Raw genomic sequence first — 23,298 nt, 5'->3', positions numbered from 1 at the left:
TTGACTGAAACTGTAACCTATAAAGTAGAAATGTCACTAACGGGACGGCTTACGCAGCTACCAGATTCTCAGAGAATATTTGGCGCATTAATTTATCTGTATGCAGAGCGGTATTCCTCCGAGCGAGCAACGTTACTGGTTTCGAAGATTAGGGAAGGGGAGTTGTACATTTCCTTGTCCAATATGCTGCCTCGCAATTATTTGCCGCTGCCACAAACTTATTTACTGGACTCATTATCTGGACAGCCGTCCGATCAGTCTGATAGGAAGAAGGACAAGAGGACCTATAAGGAGATAAAGAAGCGCTCTTTCATGAAGTTGGCCGAGATTTACAAGGCGATAGAGAATCCGAACCAAGATGACTACCTGTATCCCTTTTCGTGTATAGAGTCCTCCCAACAGATTCACGCGGCGATTGACAGTCTCAGGTATGACATGCCAGGGCTGGATCCCAATGTGTACTCAGTACCAGAAGTCAACGTCGTCGAGGTATTAGAGGAAGGAAAAAAGGAGATCGTTACTGAATTTTCGTTCTACTTATGTGCCGATAAAGGTGACGAGAGTGCTAAATTGTTAGATGCCCTACACCATGCAAAAGAGAGTAAAAGACGTTTTTTTCTGGGGGCGAAAGCATCGCAAGGCTTCAATACATTTATAGTAAATTGTATACACTCATTGGAGTGGGGGAATTCAGCTGATCAGCCAAATACCTATTTGAATCTGGGGATGCTTTTACCTCAAGAGATTAATTTCAATCTCTCGTCACTAAAGCTTTTTACTTCGGAAAGGCGCCCTTATGATTCTGCAGGAGGATGGGCTAAGGAGTTCTCTGGTCAGTTTATCAGCTTTATTGACGCAGGCAGCATTGTTTTTGTAAAGGAAGCTTTGAAAACAGCTGGATGCTCGATTCAATCACCATTTAACTCGCGAGATATTGTGTTTGGGAATGCTTTTCTACTTCCAATAAATATTGATAGGAGGAAACAGCATGACGCTCCATCTACCTCGTAAATATAATTATCGAATGAAAACTTACTCAACACTGGTTCTGTCTCCGAGGGATCACCAAGGTTTTTATAAAGCGGCAGGCGATTTCATATCGGAAGATTTGGAGAAGCAGGCTTCCGCGCATGTGAACAAGGAAAGAGTTAACATTATTTATCCGTTTTATCAGTACGGGAACTATCTCCGATATGCGCCCGCAGAGACACAATATTATATTCCAGGTTCCTCTATTAAAGGAGCTTTACCAGATATCGGAACAGAGAAAGGTAAACCTTCATTGATGGTAGATGATATCAGAGTGAAGAGCGAGGATATTCAGCTATATCATTTGCAAAAAGTACAGAATATATCCAAAGAGGATACGCCAATTGAAGTCGCTGAGTTCTTCCCCAATGTTGCTGTTGAAATGCTTAGAGCGGACTCGGAGTATACTGGAGAACTTTTTTATGTTGTGTCAAAATCAAACACAAAGCTAAAACATGAACCAGAGCTTTATTTTAGAGAGGCAGATGAAGCTACAAGAACCAAGCTTGAGCAACTGGTTCAAAGAATCAAGGGGATGTCCGGTCAGGTAAAAAAGGAAGAGGATCAGCTTATCTTAAATGAATTGGGGAAAAACGTCCAAGCGATCCTGAATGAACCGCAAGCCGATAGGAGCAATAATTTTCTATTAATACTTGGCGGCTACAAAGGGCTTATGCTTTCAGCAATATCAATTAGAGATGGCTATAACAGTGCGGTATATCTTGATAAGACAAAAAGATTGCCTCATGGCTTGGTTCAATTAACATTGGAGCATAGCAATGTATAATTCAGAGTTGTTTTCACTATCATATATGCCACTACTAATCCGATTAAAATGTTGCGAATCCGTGCGATTACCGCGTTATCTAGGCTCTACACTTCATGGTGTGATGGGATGGATCCTATCCACGAATAATGAGACCTATCAATATATTTTTGAAAATCGCAAATATGGAGGAGGAAAACAGGACATTGTAAATCCTTATATTTTGGAACCGCCCAGATATCAAGAGATTTACAATGAAGGAGATCTGCTGTGCTTTAAGTTTGTTCTGTTAGGCAAGGCCACCAACTATACGAAAAGCGTGATCGATTCGTTGGTTAGTATTCCCTACTTCGAGCTTGGTGTGAAAAGAAAAAAGTTTGAGCTTGTGGATATTATACAGGCTGACAGACTGGAGATGATTTTGGACGCTCACAAAATCTATTCAGAACCAACGGTTTCCAACCTGCTTCCTTCCTGGGATCACACAGGAATCTCTAGCTGTTCTATCCATTTGATAACCCCGCTTCGTATACGTCGAGGTGGAAAGCAACTGAAGAAGGTAGATTTTTCTACCACCATTCGAAGTATTACGAGGAGAGTTACGGCTTTAACGGAGCGTTACGGTGGATTCGTGGATGCTGATTCAGTACCCATGGTATGTGAATTGTCAAATTCGGTCCAAATGACTTCATCTGGGCTGTACTGGAGTGAAATTAGCCGATATTCTAATAGAAGAAAAAAGAAAATGGATTTAAGTGGTTTACTGGGGGCCATGACTTTTGAGGGGAATATGTATCACTTTGCTCCATGGTTGTATGCCGGACGGTACCTGCATATTGGACGAAACGTTACCTTTGGTTGTGGTCAACTTGATGTAGTGTTTGGATAACTGAATTTTAAATTTTATTATCATTAGGTATGAACACTAAGTGTAGTAATAAAGAAGGAAAATGATGGATTGCATATGCTTTAGCTATTAGAAGGATATAGTCAACAGAATATCTTTTGATGTGCAATAAATTTAAAAGAATGATTAGTAATTAAAAAGGTAGCATCAAATTTATTTCAAACGCGAATTTAATTTTCTTTAAAATAGGAAGCTTCCGTCTATTTAACCCGTACCGATAAAAAAGCTTTACATTGTAATTAAAAATAATAAAACAAGCATCATATCGAACTGTACCACCAATTGTTAAGCTAATATGCATAGCAAAAGGAAAGTTCAATTCTCGATGCTTGTTTTTCTATTCTAACTTCTAAGGCAAGCTGTTACCTGCTGCACGATAAAGTTCATACCATTCTTCACGTGTTAGTTTCACATCACTTGCCTTAGAGATATCGGCAAGTCGTTTCGGGTTCATTGTTCCAACAATAGGTTGAATCTTAGCTGGATGTCTTAATATCCATGCAATTGCTATGGCAGAAGCGGTAACGCCTTTTTTGTCTGCGAGCTCGTCTAGCTTAGCATTGACTTCTGGAAATTGTTCATTTCCGACAAAAACACCCTTAAACATGCCATATTGGAAAGGAGACCATGCTTGAATCGTCATATCATTTAAACGGCTGTAATCTAGGATGCTGTTGTCATAATCAACCGCTTTGTCATGGACCATGTTAACATTAAATCCAGCATCAATCATAGGTGTGTGCATGAGGCTTAGCTGAAGTTGATTGATGATTAAATCTTGATCTAGATATTTTTTTAATAATTCGATTTGCATGGGATTTTGGTTACTTACACCAAAATATTTAACTTTACCACTGTCTTTTAATTCTGCAAAAGCTTCTGCTACTTGCTCAGGTTCAACAAGTGTGTCTGGTCTATGTAGGAGCAGAATATCAAGATAATCCGTATTTAGGCGTTGTAGACTACCTTCAACTGAACGGATAATATGTTCCTTTGAGAAGTCAAAAAAACCTTTTTGAATCCCACATTTTGATTGAAGGACCATTTTTTCACGGACGTCTGCATTCATATTGATGGCGTCAGCAAAGACTTCTTCGGATTTTCCTCCACCATAAATATCTGCATGATCAAATAAATTAACGCCATGTTCTAGTGCATTATCAATAACATTGCGGGCTTCTTGTTTGGAGAGGCCACTCATACGCATACAACCAAGTGAAATTTCGCCGACTTCTAAATTGCTTGTTCCTAACTTGATGATGTTCATGTTATCTACTCCTTTCATGAGTATAATTTTATTTTATCATGTTAAGCTAAAATAGCGAAGAAAACGCTTTAAATTTATTTAATATATTTTATCACAGCTAATCATTGGCAAAACGCGTCACAAAATATAGAGTAGGAATTAATCTGTTAATGGGGAGGTTCACAGCTGCTAATGTCTTGATTGACTCAACGATCAATCAGTGGGTGAAGGGCGAAATGAAGTACCGTTTTATAAAGGTCTATCACTTTTGTGGTTGGAAGTTATCCATTATAGTGAAACGGAAGAGGAATTGGGTTAGATGGCGATCTTTTAACATCTATGTGCAGACTATACATACAGCTAACCGTATACATTATATAGTGAGGTAAGGTAGAACAAATGTGAACATGTATGTTCAAAGCTGGTATCATCCTTCTATAAAATGTTAATATACTTGTATAGGTTGATGTTGGCTGATCTTGTGAATGTTAAGTTGATGGTAAAGCGATGTTATATGTTCGAAGGAGGACACGTTGATGCTTGACTCTGAAAAGTGTAGAAGAATCATTGAACAAGGGGCGACCCAACAAGAAGCGTTTGCTTGGTTTGATCAGCTGGAAATAGTAAATTCAGCAGATATTTTAGGGTTATGGAAGGGGATAGAAATCAAGACAGGTCATCCGTTAGAGGGCGTCTTATCAGCATCCAATTGGTTTGGAAAGCGATTTATCAATGAAGAGCAGGTAGATCCGTTAGTTTGTTTGAAAAATGATGGGACGCTTTACAACGTTAATCCGTTGTTGATTCCGCTTGATTTGCCTATCGATAAACTACCGTTAATATCTATTAAGTTAGGTATGAGATTATTTCAGCACTTGTTAGCAACGGATAAAAGTGCAGCAAGAATAAGAATGATAACCTATAGAGGTAAGACAACTGCTAGCATGATTTATGATGATAAAGCGATTATTGATGTATTTAGAAAAATTGATGACCAGACTTTACTAGGCGTAATGGATTTCAAGATGCGTAAAGTGGACAAATCTTATTTCTTTGTCTTAAGAAAAGTTCGATAATTAATGAAAGGGTTGATAAAAATGAATCGAGTAGTGATTGTAACTGGTGCGTCTTCAGGTATTGGAAGAGAGATTGTTAAAACAATTGATCGGGATTATCCGAATATTGATGAGGTTTGGGTGATTGCTCGCAGGAAAGACAGGTTAACGCAACTATCAGAGGAGGTTTTTATTAAACTAAAAATGTTAGATTTGGATTTATTGCAGTCTGAAAGTATTTCAGATTTGGAAGCAACATTAGCAAATGAAAAGCCAAATGTAACGTTATTAGTAAACGCTGCTGGTTACGGTAAGTTTGGTAAAATTGGAGAGCTTCCTCTTGAAGCGGAGCTAGGTATGGTCAAGCTTAATTGTGAAGCGATGACAGCAGTAACAAGTGTCGTGCTACCTTACATGAAATCAGGGGCTAAGATCATTCAAATTGCGTCATCAGCTGCTTTTGCGCCACAGCCGAATTTTGGAATCTATGCAGCGACGAAAGCTTATGTATTATCGTATAGTCGGGCATTACATGAGGAATTAAGAGGTCGTGATATTTCGGTCACAGCTGCTTGTCCAGGTCCTGTTAAAACGGAATTCTTTGATGTTGCTGGGGAATCAACGCGTCATTCGGTCATTGCTAATTTACCAAAAACAACACCAGAAGAAGAGGCGATTCATGTGTTAAGGGCAAGTCGGAAAGGCAAGTCAGTTTCGACTAACGGACCTGTCGCGACAGGTTTTCGTATAGCAACAAAACTGTTACCTGTTGGTGTACTATTGTTAGCCATGCGCGCCGTCAACAAGAAATAATGGTAGGATTTAATGATAGATAACGGTAGTTTGAATAATTATTATTTTTAACATCACCACACCTTCGGCTTGAATGAGAATGTAAGTACTTTTTCTCATTCAAGCCATAATAACCTCCGATCTTTTCTGTAATAGCGTGCAATGACTACATTTCACTAATAAGCGACCGTAGAATGGCCACCCCAAATCGGAGAACAGAGCTCTTCTATTTAGGAGGGAGCTAACAACGGACGTTATGCAGTGATTCACTCACCCCCATCAGTTGTAGAAGAACGAAAACGTCCCCCCTGATTAAAAGGACGTTTTATTTAGCTTATCTATTACTTCTACTGCTTCAGTAATAATCAATTGATTATTTTTTACCTAAACGAATAAAAAAATGTTATGATACAAGAAGGAATTCTATCAAGGGAGGAATTATCAAGGTGGAAAACGAAGCAGTTGATCGTCCAATTGCTCAAATTGAAAAAAACATGCGCTACATAAATGGCATTATTAAGCATAAAGGACGCGAAATTTTAAAGAACTATTCTATTACCACACCGCAATTTATTGCGCTTCAGTGGCTTTTAGAAGATGGAGATCTAACAATTGGAGAATTATCCAATAAAATAAATTTAGCCTTTAGTACAACAACGGATTTAGTCGACCGAATGGAGAAAAATCAGTTAGTAGAACGAAGACGTGATACAAAAGATCGTCGGGTTGTACGCATTCATTTACTCCCAAATGGTAAAGAAATCATTCATGAGGTCATTCAAAAACGCCAAGCTTATTTAAGTGCGGTTTTAGCTGATGTGTCTGCGGAAAATGTTGATGCTTTACATCATGTGCTCGATTTGTTGTTAGAAAAAATGAAGTGGGATAAAGAGAACAATAAGAAAAAATAGAAAAAGAGGGATAGAATTGGATCAACCAATCGGTGTTATTGATTCAGGTGTTGGTGGTCTAACGGTAGCGCGTGAGCTTATGCGCCAATTACCGAAAGAACAGCTTATTTATTTAGGTGATACAGTACGCTGCCCTTATGGTCCGCGTCCAAAAAAAGAAGTGATCCGTTACACATTGGAAATGGTAGATTTTTTAATGGAGAAACAAATTAAGTTATTAGTGATTGCCTGTAATACGGCAACAGCGTTTACGCTTGAATTTTTACAAGAAAAATTGTCGATTCCTGTTATTGGTGTTATTCAACCTGGGGCTCGGGCTGCGATGAAAATAACAGAAACTAAAAAAATTGGTGTGATTGGTACAGAAGGAACTATAAAAAGTAAAGCTTATCCAAATGCCTTGCAATATATCTCGTCTAAACTAGATATATATGATTTGGCTTGTCCTAAATTTGTACCATTGGTAGAAAGTGGACAGTTCTCAAAGGAGGCAGCAGAGCAGATTGTTAGTGATTCTCTACAACCCATGCTTAATCATAACGGGTTAGATACATTGATTTTGGGTTGTACACATTATCCTTTACTTGCTGATCAGATAAAGGCTGTCATGGGAGAACGTGTACAAATCATTTCATCAGGCGAAGAAACGGCTCGTGAAGTCAGTGTTATTATGAGTTATCAACATATCGCTTATGAAGGAGAAAGGGTTGCTAGACACCAATTTTATACAACAGGTTCCCCTATATTGTTTGAACAAATCGCCAATCGCTGGATGGACTATCCCGTTCAATTTATTGAACAAGTTACGATAGATCAAACACTAATAGATAATGATAGTGAGCGAATGGTATAGTTATATATTTATCATAGCTAACCGTCCGTAAAGCATTCGCCTAAAATAGAGAAGAAAGATCATCTATTTAGTCGAGAGCTAACGGACGCTAATGTCCTGAGATTCACTCAGCTAACAAACAGTGGGGTGGAGGAACACCCCTACTGGTTGAAGGTTCGTTTTATTAAAGTCGATACAAACATTGTTATTTGATTAACATGTTTAGTATCGATTTTTTAATTGAGTAATATTTAACATTACATTAGTGCTGAAAGGGTAGCTGTTAGATCGTTTTGAAAAATGGTATTCAACACTTTTTTAGTTAAGTAGCTCAATCGCTTATCTTTTTCCTGTTCACTGGTCTAATTTTTTTATAGGGCTCGTATACATGTTAGTACAAACCATCTGAGGAGGACATGACATGAATAAACGAGTGCTGATTCGATCGATAGGTCTTAGTTTGTTACTTATTTTTAGTGTGTTAACGGTATCTGGTTGCGGCATTTTTAACTCTGATGACACTTTAGAAGACATAGATGTGCCAAATGAAGAAGAACAAGAAAATGAAGAGGGATTAGTAGAGGATGATCAAGCGGAAGGTGAAGAGAAAGAGACCGTTGCAAGACAGTTGTTTTTAATTAGTGAGGAAGGGATTGTTGTTCCACAAACGATTGAAATACCAAAAGCAGATTCAAATGAAGTAGCCACACAGGTACTAGAATACTTGGTTAAAGATGGACCTGTGAGTCAATTATTACCAAATGGGTTTGAGGCGGTTTTACCAGTGGGGACAGAAATCTTAGGTCTTAATTTACAAGAAGACGGGACGATGATCGTTGATTTATCAAATGAGTTTAAGGAATATGAGGCTAGTAAAGAGCAACAAATCATTCAAGCGATGACTTATACATTAACACAATTTGATAATGTCGATAAGGTAAAGCTATGGATCAATGGTTTTGAATTAACAGAAATGCCGGTTAACGGCACACCGATCATGAATGGTTATTCAAGAGCAAACGGAATTAATTTAATCGAAAGTGAAGCGATCGATTTACTAAACAGTGAAGCGGTGACCGTTTATTATCCAACCCAATTAGGACCGAATTTCCACTATGTTCCGGTGACCCAACATATTGAAATCGATAGTGACAATCGCTATCAATCGATTGTACAAGCGCTGCTAGATGGCCCTAGTTATCAGTCGAACTTTTTACATGTGTTTAATCCAAATGTGGAAATTCTCGATATTGAAGAGCTAGAAGATGGTATTCTGTCAATTGAATTTACGGAAGAGATTTTAGCTGACGTTAATGAAGCGTATATTGCAGATGAAGTGATTGAAACGTTAGTATTAACCTTGACTGATCAGCCAGATGTATCAGCACTTTCAATATCTGTAGCCGATATTGAACAAGTTTTCAATGAACACGGGGTTCCTTATATTGAACCCGTTACGCGTGATACTTTTGTGCCAACAGGCAGTTTATAAGGCTGATCATCATGATGTATAGAAAATGCGAGCTTGTCACTGTCAAGACTTGGTGACAAGCTTTAATTGTTATGAGACACCACTATTTAAATTGAAGGAAAGTGAAACAGACAAGATAACAGCATATAGGGATATCACAAAGATTGATTTGTTCTTTTTATAGCGAATAAGAGAATGAATTAAACGTATTGGTTAAAAATATGTTACGATAATAACGGAATAAAAGGAGGAAGATGGAATGAGACCGAATAATAGATCTGTTAATCAATTGAGATCGATAAAAATAGATACAGGCTTCACCAAACATCCTGAAGGTTCGGTGTTAATTACTGTAGGAGATACAAAAGTGATTTGTAATGCCAGTATAGAAGATCGCGTTCCTCCATTTATGCGAGGCCAAGGCAAAGGCTGGATAACAGCTGAATATGCCATGCTTCCAAGGGCAACAGAGCAACGAAACATAAGAGAGTCGTCAAAAGGAAAAGTATCCGGTCGTACAATGGAGATACAACGTCTGATTGGGCGTGCCTTACGAGCTGTTGTGGATTTAGATAAACTTGGGGAACGGACGATATGGATTGATTGTGATGTGATTCAAGCAGATGGGGGCACACGTACAGCTTCAATTACAGGGGCATTTGTCGCCATGGTTTATGCACTGGGAAAATTAAAGGATCAAGAAGTACTTCATGAGATGCCGATAACTGATTATTTAGCAGCCATCTCTGTAGGGATCATGCCAAATGGTGAAGCTGTTCTTGACTTGGAATATGTGGAGGATGCTGAAGCCAATGTTGATATGAATATTGTCATGACGGGTTCAGGAGAATTTGTTGAAATTCAAGGGACAGGGGAAGAAGCGACTTTTACACCAGACCAACTTCAGCAAATGCTTGACTTAGCAAATCAGGGCATGAAGCAGATTTTCTTAATGCAAAAAGAGGCGCTGTTAGACTATGCTACACTGCTGGAAGTTAATGAGGAATGAGTAATGGATAAAATATTAATTGCAACTAAAAATAAAGGAAAAGTGAAAGACTTTAAAACACTGTTTAACAAACAAGGGATTGAAGTGATTTCCTTACTTGATTTAGATGAAGAAATTAGTGATGTTGAAGAAACAGGGACAACGTTTGAAGAAAATGCAACATTAAAAGCTGAGGCTATTGCTGAGATTATGCAAATGCCTGTGTTAGCTGATGACTCAGGGCTTGCTATCGATGCTTTAGATGGTGCACCTGGTGTTTACTCTGCACGCTATGCGGGTATGGAAAAAAACGATCAAAAAAATATAGAAAAAGTGCTAAATGAGTTAAAAAATATTTCAGAGCAAGAACGAACGGCACAGTTTGTTTGTGCCCTTGCTCTCGCTGATCCTAATGGTGACACGGTTATTAAACAGGGGTATTGTAAAGGCCATATAACGCTTGAACCCATTGGGGATCAGGGGTTTGGTTATGATCCAATATTCAAACCAGAGCATTATTCATATACGATGGCTCAATTAACCCCGGAACAAAAAAGTGCCATAAGTCACCGTGGACAAGCATTACATAAGTTAGCAGATTGGTTAGCACTTGATTAGAAAGTAGGGTTGGACATGGCGAAAGTTTTAATAATAAGTGATAGTCATGGTTGGTTAAAGGAAGTCGAATTACTGAAACAGCGTTATCAAGGAAAAGTTGATGAAATGATTCATTGTGGTGATTCTGAACTTGATTATAATCAAGTGGAAATCCAAGGTTATCAAAGAGTAGCCGGCAATTGTGATTACGATGCAGATTATCCAGATGAATTAGCAATAACGATTGCTGGTGAAAAATTTTTCATTGCCCACGGACATATGCATCATGTTAAAATGAACCTAACATCTATTACATATCGTGCAAGTGAAGTCGGTGCGAGAATTATATGTCACGGCCACTCGCATTTGGCAGCAGCGACTAAAGTCGGTGATCAGCTGGTTATTAACCCAGGAAGTATTCGTATGCCAAGAGGTCGACGTGAAGAAACATATGCCATTTTAGAATGGGATGAGCAACAAAATTATCATGTGCATTTTTATCGCTTGAATGGTGATGAAGTTAAAGACTTAGCCTATCATACAACTTTGGTTTAAAAGTAAGAAAACGATGTTTATCATAGATAAGCGTCCGTAAATGTCGCCTTAAAATTGAGATTGGAGCTCATCTATTTAGGCGCAAGCTAACGCGGACGCTAATGTCTTTGATTCACTATACCATCAATCAGTGAGGAAGAACGAAAACGCCCACTAATTGGAGATTTGTTTTATCTTCAGCCCACTTTTTCAATACGTTAAGATAGTATCAAGTACTTAGTAAAGAAGTGGTGAGCGATAAAGTGGCTATTTTACTGTTTATTTGAGAATTGCGGAGCTTTAAAGACAAGTTAAACGCAATTTTTTTCAAAAAAATAATTGACATAATTGGCGAAAATGACTATAATAAATCTTGTCTGTTACGAAAGATTACTGTTAAAATACTAAATAGTTCAATAGTGCGGGTGTAGTTTAATGGTAAAACCTCAGCCTTCCAAGCTGATGACGAGGGTTCGATTCCCTTCACCCGCTCCATTATTATGTCCCAGTAGCTCAGCTGGATAGAGCAACGGCCTTCTAAGCCGTGGGTCGGGAGTTCGAATCTCTCCTGGGACGCCATTTTTTCTTTGAAAAACTCAATAACCACAAAGGTTTGACGAGATTAGGGATAACTAAAGGTATTCGAACTTACATAAAATATCCCCGAAAAATCGTTAGCGTAAATCAACTTCCCATATTAGAAGCGGGAGGTTTTTTTTATGACTAAAAAGTCAGGATTGTTTGATGTTTCATTAAAAACCAATTTATTGAAACCAACAGAAGTAGTATCAAAAGGAATGGCAATTGAAAAGGCGCTGTCAATTATTTCTCGACAAATGGAATTAAACGGATAAAGGGAAAGGACATTGAAAGATTATGATGATATATTTAATGGTTTCATCAAAATTACTGGCGTTAAATATCTTGAGGAAATTTCGGTTGATACAATTTTTGAATGGCTAGATAAAATGGAAGTGTCCAATTCAACAAAATCAACTCGTCTAAAGTGCCTGAAAGCCGTTCTAAGCAAATGTTTAAATAATGGGTGGTTTTCCAATCGAAGTTTTGGCAAACCATTCAAATTAAAGTCGATAAGCAAGTTAAAAAGGGTGCCAAAGAAAACGATCTAAATATTTTGCTGTCATTATTAGATACATCAACATTTATCGGTTTACGAGATGCAATTGCCATACTAACGATATTAAAAACTAGAGTTCGGATAAATACATTAGGACAAATTAGAGAATGCCACGTTGATTTAGCAAATGGTTATCTAAACCTCGATGGTTCTGTAATGAAAACTCATAAAAATATTAAGTTGCCAATAAATCAACAACTCATTGAATTATATAATGTGCTAATGGAACAAAATGAGAAAATAAGGTCTCATTATAAACAAGACAATGATTTTTTATTTATCACGAAAAAGGGAACAACCATTAATACCAAATCAACCAATAATGCTATCTCGAAGCAACTTAGTAAGTATGCTAAACGATATGAACTCCCGAATATTAATGCTCATGCGATAAGAAGGACATATGCAAAGACATTGTATGAGAAGAGCGCTGATATTGCTTTGGTTAGTAAAGCGTTAGGACACTCTAATTTTGCTGTTACGACACAATATTTAGACCTTGATGTTGATGAAGTTGCAGCGAAATTGCGAGATTATTTATAATACGAATGAAGGCTCAGCCGCTTCGGTTGTGTCTTTATATATCCTTTCATAAAGTGAGATAGGTGAATGTATTTAAGAATGTAAAATTCATTTGAATCAATTTCATAATTCATCTTTTTAAAAATTTAAAGACCTACAGAATTTTAGTGATATCGTTTTAAAAAGTTTTTTTAAGCAACTTGTTGCTGATTTAACACTAAATTCACACGATCACTTGCTAATTTTGATGCATTATAAACAAGCGTGACGATGTCAAAATGAACTTTTGCTCGTTTTCCAGTTCGATAACGCACATTGTCCAGTTGAAAATATTCCTTTAGATAACCATTGACGCGTTCTACTGCTGAGCGGCGCTTTGATATATGTTTCCACGCTTTTGACCCACGAGCTGGGGCTGTATATTTTCGGAGATCTGTCGTGATTTTTACTTTATAAACCTTTTGGCAAATACTTTCGTTAGCTAAAGGACAGTCGCTACATTCTTTTGGTCTTGTGTATTTCAACGTTTCATACTTGGCATAAAAACTATCATAACGATAGGAATGTTCCCTAAAACAGGTTGGGGCAAAGTGTTTATCAAACCCAATGGGTTCTGCTTCATTTTTCTTATTATAAGCAATGACAGATTGGTTTCCCATTCGATGAACTTGAACATAAATAGGGGCGTAGTCATATCCTGCATCCATTGTCTGGTAGGTCAAAAAAGGCAAGGATAGGCATTCATCCACTCCCTTTAATAAAGGAATAGCTGCTTTTCCATCATTGAGACTGCCAGAAGAAAAAAGAGACTGTAAAATGTACTGACTGGATGTTCCAACAGCTAAGTGACCTTTGTAGCCGTACCAAAAGACATTTTTTCCTTCGCTGTTCTTTTTCACACCCCATTTAGGGTCTTGAGGAACTTCCGAACGTAACTCATGTAAAGGAACATCCAACTGAGCTTCTATTTTCTTTTCGTAAAGGGGAAGTTTTGCTTCCTTTTCTGCTTGTTCCATCAGCCATTGTTCTCGCTCGTCTTTTGGTTTGCGCCCGCGCTTGTTAGGCTCTGCTTTTGGCTTTTCTTCTTTTGGTGGTGCTTGATCACGTGCTTCAAAATGGGTGGCGTCAATAGCGACGGTGTCATCCATAATAAAGCCTTCAGCAATGGCTTGAAGAACAACTTTCTCTTGTGACTTCTCTAACACATCAGAGGCACTCAGTTTCGTTATAAGTCGTGAATAGGCAGCTTCAGAGGGAGTGTTGTCAGACACAAGAAACCCACAATTCAACTTAAATAGAACGTCATCATTCAGACGTTTGATCAGGTCCTTCATCGTCGGAATGCGCTCAACGATTCGTACAAACATAGAAATAATCATCGCCGCATAATTCAACGCTACGGGTGCACCAAGTCGGGATTTTTTGTTTATTTCATGGTAGATAGCATCCAAATCTATTGCTGAAATAATGGCTTCATAACGTTGGGTAGGTTCCATCTCGTATAATTCTTGGATGCCAAATAAGTTTTGTTGTCGTATAATGGTCATAAGGGGTACTCCTCCAGTCTTTTTTTGGTTGTCTCTCAACTACCATTATACAAGATTTGGGGAGGTACTTCCTTTTTTATCTCTCAAACTCGTTGGGGCTCAAGGACTCTGAATTATGAAATTCACTCATTTATAAAAAAATAAATTCTCTTGACAAAGTGGAATATTCAGAATATGAATACGGTATTCATAGTTTATTACGTAAAATAACTACTTTACGAGATAAACTAATTTAGAAACCCAATGGTATCAATGTTTCTTTAGTACGGAAATTATTATATAATTCATTCTTTTATACATTGTTGTAGAATCAACATTTCTTGGGTATAAGTACATAATATTTCCCAATAATTATTGCATAAAATATCTGGGTAGTTACGATACAAAAATCTTCTTGAGATACATTATGATATGTGTTAGAAGGTTGTAGTATATCTACTGGTCTATTGTATTGACTATCATACTAAGGTCTAATCAGCAGACCATCCCCAACCCCGCCAGGAAAAAAACATCTGTAGGAACGAAGAAACTGAGGTCACATCTGCTTACACCACAGGTACCCATTGAAACTTTTTGTGTAAAATTCATTTGGGTAAGTATGTTAAAATATTTATAAGACATCAATTAGCAATTGGAGGTGTAAGATGGCTGAATACAATAATATCCTACATAAATATTTAGGAAATGTGCCGAAATATTATAATGACACTCCTTCACCTATTGACCTAACATACAATCAACGTAAAAAGATGATAAATGAACTCCGCTCACTTTCGGGAAAATATAAAGGGGAATATTATTATCATTTATCTCTAAGCGATACATACGCTTTGTTTGGCGATTATGAAGAAGCATTAAAACATTGTTCGGCACCTGAACCGCTGCAAACATGGACATTGTTAAGTGAGAAGCGATTAAATTTAAAAGTACGTCTTGGATATGAATGTGATGCTTTAGATTTAGTAACACTGTTTCGTAAAAAACTCACTGCTTACGGAAAAAACATATTAATGAAGTCCTAGATGCCATGAACAATCTTATAAAAAATTGGGAAGATGAGAATGGGAAACCATTACTTAAATACATTGTTGAAAAATATCCCGAGTACAAAAATTCCCCTGACTATTTTTATAATGGCACAATGGTTGGTCATGATTTTACAAAAGATAAGGTCTTCAGTTTTGGCAGAATAAAAGAATTTCAGGAAACAGCAAGGGAATTAATGAGAGAAGCAGAAAACTTAATTCGTGAAGATAACGGGATTCCTAAAGTAGGTCATGGATGGGTCGGTGAAACGGAATTATATTATAAGGTCAAGAATTACTTAAAATCGTATGAAGTAATTCAACATGGCAGACCAGATTGGTTACGGAAGCAACATTTAGATGTCTATATCCCAGACCTCAAAATAGCGTTTGAATATCAAGGCTTACAACATGACCAACCAGTTGAATTTTTCGGTGGCGAAGAGGCGTTTAAGAAAAATCAAGAAAGGGATAAACGGAAGTTCAACCTATGCAAAAGACATGGTGTGAAGATAATATATGTTCGTGAAGGATATGATTTTAAAGAAGATGTGGCAAGAGTACTAGATGAACGAGTGGCATCTATACAAACAAAATAGCAAAAATTAAAAAGATACTAAGATTAGTGGGCAAAATCATCCGTCGATGATCTTACCCACTAATCTTAGTATGTTTTACATAAAACCCCTACATAACATAACCAAATAACCGATACAATGGTCAGGGGTGTTTGTGTGGATATAGATTTTAATCCATTGGAACTAGTTATGAGTGATATATTTTTAGGAGTAGTTAAGGTTTTGTTTATTCCATTCATCGCTAGTTTATTAATAGGATTTATATTAAAATTTCTTAGAGTTCCTAATATAATTGCCAGGTTTGTTGCTATAGTAATTTTTTTATTAGTCTTTTATCAGATGTTAATAACAATACAGTAACTAGAGGATGCGATTGTTATTCTGAATTGTTATGTAATTTATCTCAAAAACATTTTTTGTAAAGGGATTTTACCATATTATATAGAATATAACAATATTATGGTAAAAGGAGATGATAGAAATGGAATCTAATAATAATAAAAAGTTTTTTTAAACAGTATTGTTTGCTACTCTGTTTTTTGTATTAACAGTCCCTTCAGTCTATGGTGCAACGCATTTAGAAACTGAATACGATGTATATCAAAAGGGAGATTCCATCTTTGTGTCTGGTACCAACACTTCTTATGAACCTTATTCAACTTTTAGATTAGATGTTATAAAAGGTGATCCATATTTAGGGGAGATGATTACCCAAACTTTTGTGCAATCTGATAATGATGGTAATTTTAATGCGTTTATTGAAACTGATATTACATGGGATAGTTCTGATGATTATGTAATTGCTATTTATTATGCACCGACGGGAAGACTCATGAATTGGTCAAATACATTTTCAATCGTTTCACCTACAACATATACCGATAAGTTAGTTTATGAAAGTGAAGAAGAGGTATTAGTAAGTGGTTCTACTACTTATGGGCCATACTCTCAATTCAGGTTAGATGTTATTATTGGAGATCCTTATTCTGGAAATATAGTTGCTCAACAATACTTGCAGACAGATCACCAAGGTGATTTTTTAGAAACTATAACTGTAGACTCATTTTGGCCAACCTCGGATAATTATAGCGTTGTAGTTTATTTTGCTCCGACAGGTAGAATGTGGAGTATTTCAAATACTTTCTCAATTCGATAATTTTTAAATTTCAAGACATCTCACTGAGGTGTCTTTTTATTATGCATAAAAGGAGAGTGTTAATCATGCACAAAAATATAATCACATGTGATAACTGCAATAAAGATATTAAGATGATACTTCGAACGAGACGAAATGAAGCTGATGTAATGGTGACATATTTCAAGTGCAATCATTGTGATAATGAATATTTTTGTTATGCAATTAATGAAGAATCACGAAATCTTCGAAACGTTAGTGAGGGGTTGGTTTAAAAAACTATAAATATATATTGCAGAAAATGAATAAATATAATAATGTATTTATAGATTACCAAATTAAGGAGTGTGCTTTATGAAGAAGCGATTTAATATATTTTATTCTATTTATATAATTTTAGTTTTGCTCGCTAATTGGATTTTTGATCTTAGTAATCCAACTTTAACTTGGCTGTTCGCTATATTTTTAATATTTGTTTCTAGTTCCCAATATTATTTAAAGTATAAAAAAAGGGATCAAAAATGAAAAAAGTAAACAATAATAACTTTTATAAAAGTTATTGATAAAGAACACAAAGTCAACTGACTAGAAGTCTTTTTTTGAGAAGGACCAAATTTTTTGAATTATTAAGATAATAATAGTTAGAATTAATTGAGTATAATGGAACTGAGTTAGGTTCCCTATAGCGAAATTAAAAATGGCTGAGACAGCAAAACTTAATATTAAAAACAAAATAGAAACAACTATGTTTATCGAAATTAAGTAGTTAGAATAGACAAATTCCTTCTTTAAATTAAACCAAAAAAACAAAGTCAATAACAAAACAATTAAAATTGCCCCAAGTATATCTGATAATTCGTTTAAAAAATTGAGACGTAAGTAATCTTCTCTTTCTATGTTTTTGCCAAAAGCTATTGATAAATTTCTTCTAACAACCTCTTTGTAAATCTCTAAAGAAAAGTAGATGCAATTGCACAAAAGAAATGGAATCCCTATTAATCCAATTACTTTTTTGTTGATCATAGTGTCTTACACTCCCATCTTGTTGATAAATATAAATACAAAATAATGGCGAATTCAGCTGTATTATTTCCAATATCATAGCATGATATTGTTTTTGGTAAAAGTAGATCCTATACAAGCTAATTTTGGTGGGGCATTCAATATAATATCTCCAAGTAACTATACAACATCGTATTCTTATACTAGCAATAGAAAGGGAATAATTTTTAGAGGTTCATACAAAATGGAGGCAAGCCCAGTCTTTCCAGTCCCTATTGGAGGATTTGAATTTCCTATTGGAAAAAAATTCAGTTGGGGTACATATCAGTATCTAAGATTCAAAAGTAATATAGTTTATCCATAATGCAAATAAAGGGCGAATAAAACATCTAAAAAAGTTGAACCTTAAAAGCATATCAATCCTAATGATGAGGGGGAAACAAAAGATGTCCGGTAAGAGTCAGAGAAAACTTCGTGTGATCACAAGTTCTTTGTTAGCTTTGTTACTGATCTTCGGTGTAGTAGGAAACATTGTATTAGCTCACTTTTCTGATGTTATCACGGCGCCTTTTACTACAATCGACAATGAGAGTCGGGAAGAGGCGGAAGCGCGCAAATATTCGGAAACAGTTGCACAGATGATTGTTGATGAAGGGGTTGTTCTGCTCAAAAACAATGATAACATGCTACCGATCACAGCGTCGTCCGAGAAAAAAACAAAGGTAAACGTTTTTGGCTGGAGCTTTACGAATCCTATTTATGGGGGAACGGGTTCTGGTAAAGTGGACATTGAGACAGCCATTACCCCGAAATTAGGACTTGAAAATGCAGGATTTGAGATAAATGAGCAATTATACAATGATTATGTAACGTTAAATATTGATAGACCGATCATTGATTTAGACGGGCAGGACTGGACGATTCCTGAGCCGATCGCTACCGAATTTTATACTGAAGAGAGAATGGATCAGGCGACAGATTATTCTGATATTGCAATTATCTTTATTGCGCGTGCCGGCGGTGAAGGGGCAGACCTTCCAAGAAGTATGGACGGTCCTGATACGTTTGAGCCGGAAGGTGGACTTTTTGGCGCGTCTGGAAGTAAGTATGGCTATGAGGACGACCGTGATCCTGACAAGCATTATCTTCAGTTAAGCAATCGAGAAAAGGGGATGGTTGATGCGGTTACAGCACATTTTGACAATGTTATTCTTGTTGTTAACAGTAGCAATACCTTTGAACTTGATTGGGTAGATGGATATAGCCAAATTAAGAGCATTGTAACTGTCGGCGGACCGGGACAAAATGGATTTAATTCCGTCGGGAAAGTTCTTTCGGGGGAAGTGAATCCTTCTGGGAGAACAGTAGACATCTATACAAAAAGTCTTCTGGATCCACCGGCAATCACAAATTTCGGTGATTTCGACTACGTGATTAAAAATGTAGACGGATCCTATGAGCAAGCTGTGGATGCCAAGGGTGTACCTTTAAAGTACATTGATTACTCAGAGGGTATTTATGTTGGCTATCGTTTTTATGAAACAGCAGCAGCTGAAGGTGCTATTGATTATGAAGAAAAAGTACAATTCCCGTTTGGTTATGGTTTAAGCTACACGACATTCGAACAGGAAGTAGTGCCGGAAAGCCTGAATTGGGATGACACAGATGTCACTTTTGATGTGAAAGTAACAAATACCGGTTCGGAGGAAGGGAAGGAAGTAGTTCAAATTTATTATTCTGCACCATATACGGGGAAATTAGAAAAATCTGCTGTTAATTTGATTGCTTTTGAAAAGACGAATATGCTTCAGCCAGGTGATTCAGAGACGGTTACCATTTCCTTCAAAGTAGAGGATATGGCCGCTTACGATTACGATAAGATTTATAGCAGTACAGGTTCGTATGTTCTGGAGGAAGGCGAATATGAGCTGTATCTTATGCACAACTCTCATGAGAAAATCGAGGATATTGGTTTCAAGAATCTTGCCGAAACAGTGTTTGATTACGGGCGTTCTACAGACGAGCAGGCGCCAGTCAACCAGTTTGATGATCATATGACTGGAGAGGGTGGCATTACGACCTATCTTTCCAGAGCGAACGGCTTTGAGAACATCAATCAAATCGATCATAATGAGGTATTGACAATCACAACGGATGTTGGTGAACGAACAGTTAAAGGTAAGATTATAGAAGCTGATTTTGTCAACTTTGTTAACAGTACACGCTATGATGTACCAGCCGACAAGCATACAGATCCACCGACGACAGATGCTAAGAACGATAAGAAGTTAAAAGATTATATTGGCGTGGATTATGATGATGAAAGCTGGGATGAACTGCTTGACCAATTGTCTATTAATGACATGGTTAATTTGGTGACGCTTGGTGGTTATCGCACTGTTAAAATCCCTTCGGTGGGCAAACCGGCAACACTGGATTATGATGGGCCTTCAGGAATTTCAACTTTCCTCTCAAATGACTCCATAAATGGAACTGCATTCCCCTCGGTAGTTGTTCTTGCAGCGACTTGGAATTTGGATCTTGCAGAAAAAATGGGTGAAGCGATTGGTGCTGAAGCACAGGCATTTAGTGTAACCGGATGGTATGCACCAGCGATGAATATTCACCGTACTGCATTTGGTGGAAGGAATTTTGAGTATTATTCAGAAGATGGGCTCTTGTCAGGTAAGATGGCAGCTGCCACTACGAAAGGGTATGAAAGCCAAGGTGGATATGTATATATGAAGCACTTTGCGCTAAACGATCAGGAGCAAAACCGTATGCTTGGCGTCTTAACATGGAGTAATGAGCAGGCGATGCGGGAAATTTATTTGAAACCTTTTGAAATAACGGTGAAAAAGGGGGGAGCAAGTGGTGTGATGTCTTCCTTTAACAGTATTGGTGCTGTTTGGGCTGGAGCGAGTGACGCTTTACTCAAAGAAGTACTTCGCAAGGAATGGGGATTTGAAGGGATGGTAATTACTGACTTTTATATAAATGGTCCTGGATGGGAAGAGTTTCCTTACATGGTATTTGAGCTTGGTATCCGCAATGGCAATGATCTATATTTAACTGGATTGGCTCCCAGAGGTGTCCCTCTAGTGAATGTCGCCAGCAATGATACGTTATGGGCATTGCGAGAAGCGGCGCACAATATTTTATATACAGTTGCTAGTAGTAGTGCCGTTGAATAACCACAGTTTCCAGTCATAAAGCGCCATTTAAAATGAAAGCAAAGCTAATCTATTTAGGCGGGAGATTGCGGACACTGATTCACTCAACAATCAATCAGTGGCGAAGAACACCAACGCCACTGATTGAAGCTTCAATTCATGAAATTAAATGCCTGCCAAAATGAAAAGTAGTACAACATCTGCATACAAGTTAATGGAATTCACTGGAAATTATTCGCTTCTCCATTGTATAAACCATTCTTTACGTGACCCATCGGTTTTTGAAAATATTTTATAAGTCCCATTCCATTTATCACGACCTGTATGCGTTAAATAAAAGTACATATTGAAAAAGGTGAAAAATCATAATTGATTGGTTAAAGAGGTAGTTTTGTATAGGGGCGCGTTGCTTGGGTTGTCTACATTATCAATCTGACACAATATATGAAGCCGATTAATAACCATTGGAAGCTTATTTCCATGTTGAGCATGAGTGCTTGTGTTATATCGCTATTCTTGCAGCTTTTAAATGACCATAATCAGTGGCGCTTGAAGTGGTTGGCGGGTGTCTATAGTAGCTGTTCTTCTCATTGGTACTATTAGCTTGAACATTATCACTCTAATTGTCTATCAACGTAAACTTATAATTATGATAAAAGGAAGCATAGTGCATTTACCGTTGGAGTCCATGTGACAATATTGTCATATGGATTCGTGTTTTGTTCGACCGATCGATGTTAAAAGGGCATGTCATTTGCTACGATTAGCTTACTAAATATGTTAGAGAGGGATATTCAATGGAAGCTTTCTTATTTATCGTAGCTATGTTGTGTCTTGGGTTAAGTTTTGTGGTGTTCATTTCGGGTATTTTTAAACATAGTGTAAAAGAAGTTTTTAAAACTAAATATGCAAAGGTATCTGTATTGTTATTAATTATGTATATTGTTGCATTCATTGTATATTTAATCATTGCAAATTGAGGACTTGGTAGGCGAGTGGCTTAAGTTTGAGCACGTTGTAAATGAAACGGAAATTAGGTTTTGATAATCTTTGTAGATATTATTAAAGGGGTAATGGGTTACTAGGCGTGTATTGACATAATTGATCTGGGACTAATTTGATGTTCAGTGGTGACAAAGGGATCGTGCATTCATCTAAAGCCTTTAAGACTTCGACAACCTCCCAGTATTGAAGTGCATACTGGGAGGTGGCTATAAAAAATTGATTTACAACTCTGCTAGTTACATTGATGTAAGTCAAAGCACACTCATTTGAAAATCTATCGTGACCTTATTGTTAATTACCAGCTAGGGATTGGTGTCCCATTAATGCGCAATGTGTTACTGTACACGTTTGCGCTACCGCTACTTTGATAACCTTCTACTGTAAGTGCAACTTCATACATATTACCCATTGGCATACCTAAGTTTTCCCAAGCTCTAAAGTGTTCACTTACAGATATGGTACCACTAGTTCGTCGTGTTCTACGCACACTCCAGTACTGTTGGAAAGTCGCATCCCCAATAATGGAAGGTTGGTTAACTCGAGTTGTTTCATAAATATCGTAAACACCACCGTCAACAGTAACCGTTCCTTTTGCGTTAGCTCCTGGTGGGCGCCAGCTTCCCCAGCTATCAACGATGTAATATTCAACAAGTGGATTAACCGTCCAGCCATAAACGCATAAATAAGAGTTACCATTTGGTTGGTAGTTGACACCGTAGTTTATTGAAATGTTACCAATCTGCTGGTGTCTTTGCGTTTGATCGAATTTTCTACCTTTACGGAATAATATATTGTTGACATTATTCCACTGGGCGCTGAAAGTACCACCTTGGTTAAGTGTCATACTTCCCCAGCCACCGCTATCTTTCCAGAATTCATAATCATAACCACCGTGGTTACCGATTGAATTACTGGTTCTTGTTTCTGCATTAACAATGGTTGCTGGTATCGTTAGTACAAAACAAACAACGGCAGCAAAAAACAGTTTGAATACTTTTTGTTTCATCGTTTCATTCCTCCTTTTGAAAAATGGCATTTATTGTTA

General features: G+C 37.2%; 21 protein-coding genes and 2 tRNA genes. 19 read left to right on the top strand and 4 right to left on the bottom strand.

Features of this window, described 5'->3' with window-relative positions; all coding sequences use genetic code 11:
• From B494_RS0112740 to cas6, 3 genes are read left to right on the top strand one after another with little or no spacing between them, the layout of a single operon-like run.
• On the top strand, positions 1 to 1,011 hold the full coding sequence (locus B494_RS0112740; protein ID WP_017472775.1) for a hypothetical protein: 1,011 nt from the start codon (positions 1 to 3) through the stop codon (positions 1,009 to 1,011).
• Complete coding sequence (locus B494_RS0112735; RefSeq protein ID WP_017472774.1) at positions 989 to 1,816, top strand: hypothetical protein; 828 nt, start codon at positions 989 to 991, stop codon at positions 1,814 to 1,816. Before B494_RS0112740 ends, B494_RS0112735 begins: the two co-directional genes overlap by 23 nt.
• Positions 1,809 to 2,684, top strand: a complete 876-nt coding sequence (cas6, locus tag B494_RS0112730) for a CRISPR system precrRNA processing endoribonuclease RAMP protein Cas6 (RefSeq protein WP_017472773.1) — start codon at positions 1,809 to 1,811, stop codon at positions 2,682 to 2,684. The genes B494_RS0112735 and cas6 overlap by 8 nt, the downstream gene beginning before the upstream one ends.
• 367 nt (positions 2,685 to 3,051) lie before the next feature.
• Here the strand turns inward: cas6 and B494_RS0112725 are convergent, their stop codons facing one another.
• Positions 3,052 to 3,969 carry an aldo/keto reductase gene (locus B494_RS0112725; protein WP_017472772.1) on the bottom strand — a complete coding sequence of 306 codons (918 nt, stop codon included), beginning with the start codon at positions 3,967 to 3,969 and terminating at the stop codon, positions 3,052 to 3,054.
• A 515-nt stretch (positions 3,970 to 4,484) separates the two neighbouring features.
• Here B494_RS0112725 and B494_RS0112720 point away from each other — a divergent pair.
• From B494_RS0112720 to B494_RS19945, 12 genes are all read left to right on the top strand, one after another.
• Complete coding sequence (locus tag B494_RS0112720; RefSeq protein ID WP_017472771.1) at positions 4,485 to 5,024, top strand: DUF4334 domain-containing protein; 540 nt, start codon at positions 4,485 to 4,487, stop codon at positions 5,022 to 5,024.
• A gap of 21 nt (positions 5,025 to 5,045) precedes the next feature.
• On the top strand, positions 5,046 to 5,816 hold the full coding sequence (locus tag B494_RS0112715) for an SDR family NAD(P)-dependent oxidoreductase (protein WP_017472770.1): 771 nt from the start codon (positions 5,046 to 5,048) through the stop codon (positions 5,814 to 5,816).
• A 425-nt stretch (positions 5,817 to 6,241) separates the two neighbouring features.
• A complete protein-coding gene (locus tag B494_RS0112710) occupies positions 6,242 to 6,706 on the top strand; it encodes a MarR family winged helix-turn-helix transcriptional regulator (RefSeq protein WP_017472769.1) in 465 nt (154 codons plus the stop codon).
• A gap of 16 nt (positions 6,707 to 6,722) precedes the next feature.
• Positions 6,723 to 7,559: a glutamate racemase gene (gene racE / locus B494_RS0112705; protein ID WP_017472768.1), complete on the top strand. Its 837-nt coding sequence runs from the start codon at positions 6,723 to 6,725 to the stop codon at positions 7,557 to 7,559.
• A gap of 400 nt (positions 7,560 to 7,959) precedes the next feature.
• Positions 7,960 to 9,030, top strand: coding sequence for a GerMN domain-containing protein (locus B494_RS0112700; protein ID WP_017472767.1), 1,071 nt, complete (start codon positions 7,960 to 7,962; stop codon positions 9,028 to 9,030).
• Positions 9,031 to 9,268: 238 nt separating this feature from the next.
• Positions 9,269 to 10,018, top strand: coding sequence for a ribonuclease PH (gene rph / locus B494_RS0112695; RefSeq protein ID WP_017472766.1), 750 nt, complete (start codon positions 9,269 to 9,271; stop codon positions 10,016 to 10,018).
• A 3-nt stretch (positions 10,019 to 10,021) separates the two neighbouring features.
• On the top strand, positions 10,022 to 10,615 hold the full coding sequence (locus B494_RS0112690; protein WP_017472765.1) for an XTP/dITP diphosphatase: 594 nt from the start codon (positions 10,022 to 10,024) through the stop codon (positions 10,613 to 10,615).
• Positions 10,616 to 10,630: 15 nt separating this feature from the next.
• The gene (locus B494_RS0112685; RefSeq protein WP_017472764.1) at positions 10,631 to 11,149 is read left to right on the top strand and encodes a metallophosphoesterase family protein; all 519 of its coding nucleotides are present in this window, start codon (positions 10,631 to 10,633) and stop codon (positions 11,147 to 11,149) included.
• 400 nt (positions 11,150 to 11,549) lie between these two features.
• Positions 11,550 to 11,623: transfer RNA gene (locus tag B494_RS0112680), tRNA-Gly, on the top strand.
• Between the two features lie 7 nt (positions 11,624 to 11,630).
• Positions 11,631 to 11,707 (top strand) — tRNA-Arg (locus tag B494_RS0112675).
• 140 nt (positions 11,708 to 11,847) lie between these two features.
• Positions 11,848 to 11,982: a hypothetical protein gene (locus B494_RS21595; protein WP_017472763.1), complete on the top strand. Its 135-nt coding sequence runs from the start codon at positions 11,848 to 11,850 to the stop codon at positions 11,980 to 11,982.
• 191 nt (positions 11,983 to 12,173) lie between these two features.
• The gene (locus tag B494_RS19945) at positions 12,174 to 12,809 is read left to right on the top strand and encodes a site-specific integrase (protein ID WP_017472762.1); all 636 of its coding nucleotides are present in this window, start codon (positions 12,174 to 12,176) and stop codon (positions 12,807 to 12,809) included.
• A gap of 170 nt (positions 12,810 to 12,979) precedes the next feature.
• Here B494_RS19945 and B494_RS0112665 read toward each other — a convergent pair whose 3' ends face one another.
• Entirely contained in the window at positions 12,980 to 14,335 is a 1,356-nt protein-coding gene (locus B494_RS0112665; RefSeq protein ID WP_017470474.1) for an IS1182 family transposase, read from the bottom strand.
• 644 nt (positions 14,336 to 14,979) lie between these two features.
• Between B494_RS0112665 and B494_RS0112660 the strand changes: the two genes are divergently transcribed.
• The 3 genes from B494_RS0112660 (at position 14,980) to B494_RS0112645 (ending at position 17,094) form a co-directional block, all read left to right on the top strand.
• Positions 14,980 to 15,357: a hypothetical protein gene (locus B494_RS0112660; protein ID WP_017472761.1), complete on the top strand. Its 378-nt coding sequence runs from the start codon at positions 14,980 to 14,982 to the stop codon at positions 15,355 to 15,357.
• A gap of 5 nt (positions 15,358 to 15,362) precedes the next feature.
• On the top strand, positions 15,363 to 15,959 hold the full coding sequence (locus B494_RS0112655; protein WP_017472760.1) for a PDDEXK family nuclease: 597 nt from the start codon (positions 15,363 to 15,365) through the stop codon (positions 15,957 to 15,959).
• 601 nt (positions 15,960 to 16,560) lie between these two features.
• Entirely contained in the window at positions 16,561 to 17,094 is a 534-nt protein-coding gene (locus tag B494_RS0112645; RefSeq protein WP_017472758.1) for a hypothetical protein, read from the top strand.
• A gap of 564 nt (positions 17,095 to 17,658) precedes the next feature.
• Here the strand turns inward: B494_RS0112645 and B494_RS0112630 are convergent.
• Complete coding sequence (locus tag B494_RS0112630) at positions 17,659 to 18,096, bottom strand: hypothetical protein (protein ID WP_017472755.1); 438 nt, start codon at positions 18,094 to 18,096, stop codon at positions 17,659 to 17,661.
• Between the two features lie 404 nt (positions 18,097 to 18,500).
• Here B494_RS0112630 and B494_RS19350 point away from each other — a divergent pair, with 404 nt between their 5' ends.
• The gene (locus B494_RS19350) at positions 18,501 to 21,269 is read left to right on the top strand and encodes a glycoside hydrolase family 3 N-terminal domain-containing protein (RefSeq protein ID WP_338131635.1); all 2,769 of its coding nucleotides are present in this window, start codon (positions 18,501 to 18,503) and stop codon (positions 21,267 to 21,269) included.
• A gap of 1,279 nt (positions 21,270 to 22,548) precedes the next feature.
• On the opposite strand, the gene B494_RS0112615 is transcribed toward B494_RS19350, so the two are convergent.
• The gene (locus B494_RS0112615; protein WP_017472752.1) at positions 22,549 to 23,259 is read right to left on the bottom strand and encodes a glycoside hydrolase family 11 protein; all 711 of its coding nucleotides are present in this window, start codon (positions 23,257 to 23,259) and stop codon (positions 22,549 to 22,551) included.
• Positions 23,260 to 23,298: the final 39 nt, after the last annotated feature.

The sequence above is a fragment of the Amphibacillus jilinensis Y1 genome (genome assembly GCF_000306965.1).
GTDB classification, from domain to species: domain Bacteria; phylum Bacillota; class Bacilli; order Bacillales; family Amphibacillaceae; genus Amphibacillus_C; species Amphibacillus_C jilinensis.
The sequence above is the reverse complement of the archived record's forward strand: the minus strand, read 5'-3'. Positions and strand labels throughout refer to the sequence as shown.

Excerpts from the sequence above, each read along its gene's own strand:
- B494_RS0112720 (WP_017472771.1), top strand. The coding sequence starts at position 4,485 with ATGCTTGACTCTGAAAAGTGTAGAAGAATCATTGAACAAGGGGCGACC.
- B494_RS0112630 (WP_017472755.1), bottom strand. The coding sequence starts at position 18,096 with ATGATCAACAAAAAAGTAATTGGATTAATAGGGATTCCATTTCTTTTG.
- B494_RS0112665 (WP_017470474.1), bottom strand. The coding sequence starts at position 14,335 with ATGACCATTATACGACAACAAAACTTATTTGGCATCCAAGAATTATAC.
- B494_RS0112735 (WP_017472774.1), top strand. The coding sequence starts at position 989 with ATGACGCTCCATCTACCTCGTAAATATAATTATCGAATGAAAACTTAC.
- B494_RS0112655 (WP_017472760.1), top strand. The coding sequence starts at position 15,363 with ATGAACAATCTTATAAAAAATTGGGAAGATGAGAATGGGAAACCATTA.
- B494_RS0112725 (WP_017472772.1), bottom strand. The coding sequence starts at position 3,969 with ATGAACATCATCAAGTTAGGAACAAGCAATTTAGAAGTCGGCGAAATT.
- B494_RS0112715 (WP_017472770.1), top strand. The coding sequence starts at position 5,046 with ATGAATCGAGTAGTGATTGTAACTGGTGCGTCTTCAGGTATTGGAAGA.
- B494_RS0112615 (WP_017472752.1), bottom strand. The coding sequence starts at position 23,259 with ATGAAACAAAAAGTATTCAAACTGTTTTTTGCTGCCGTTGTTTGTTTT.
- B494_RS0112685 (WP_017472764.1), top strand. The coding sequence starts at position 10,631 with ATGGCGAAAGTTTTAATAATAAGTGATAGTCATGGTTGGTTAAAGGAA.
- B494_RS0112700 (WP_017472767.1), top strand. The coding sequence starts at position 7,960 with ATGAATAAACGAGTGCTGATTCGATCGATAGGTCTTAGTTTGTTACTT.
- B494_RS0112660 (WP_017472761.1), top strand. The coding sequence starts at position 14,980 with ATGGCTGAATACAATAATATCCTACATAAATATTTAGGAAATGTGCCG.
- B494_RS19350 (WP_338131635.1), top strand. The coding sequence starts at position 18,501 with ATGATGAGGGGGAAACAAAAGATGTCCGGTAAGAGTCAGAGAAAACTT.
- B494_RS0112690 (WP_017472765.1), top strand. The coding sequence starts at position 10,022 with ATGGATAAAATATTAATTGCAACTAAAAATAAAGGAAAAGTGAAAGAC.
- B494_RS21595 (WP_017472763.1), top strand. The coding sequence starts at position 11,848 with ATGACTAAAAAGTCAGGATTGTTTGATGTTTCATTAAAAACCAATTTA.
- cas6 (WP_017472773.1), top strand. The coding sequence starts at position 1,809 with ATGTATAATTCAGAGTTGTTTTCACTATCATATATGCCACTACTAATC.
- rph (WP_017472766.1), top strand. The coding sequence starts at position 9,269 with ATGAGACCGAATAATAGATCTGTTAATCAATTGAGATCGATAAAAATA.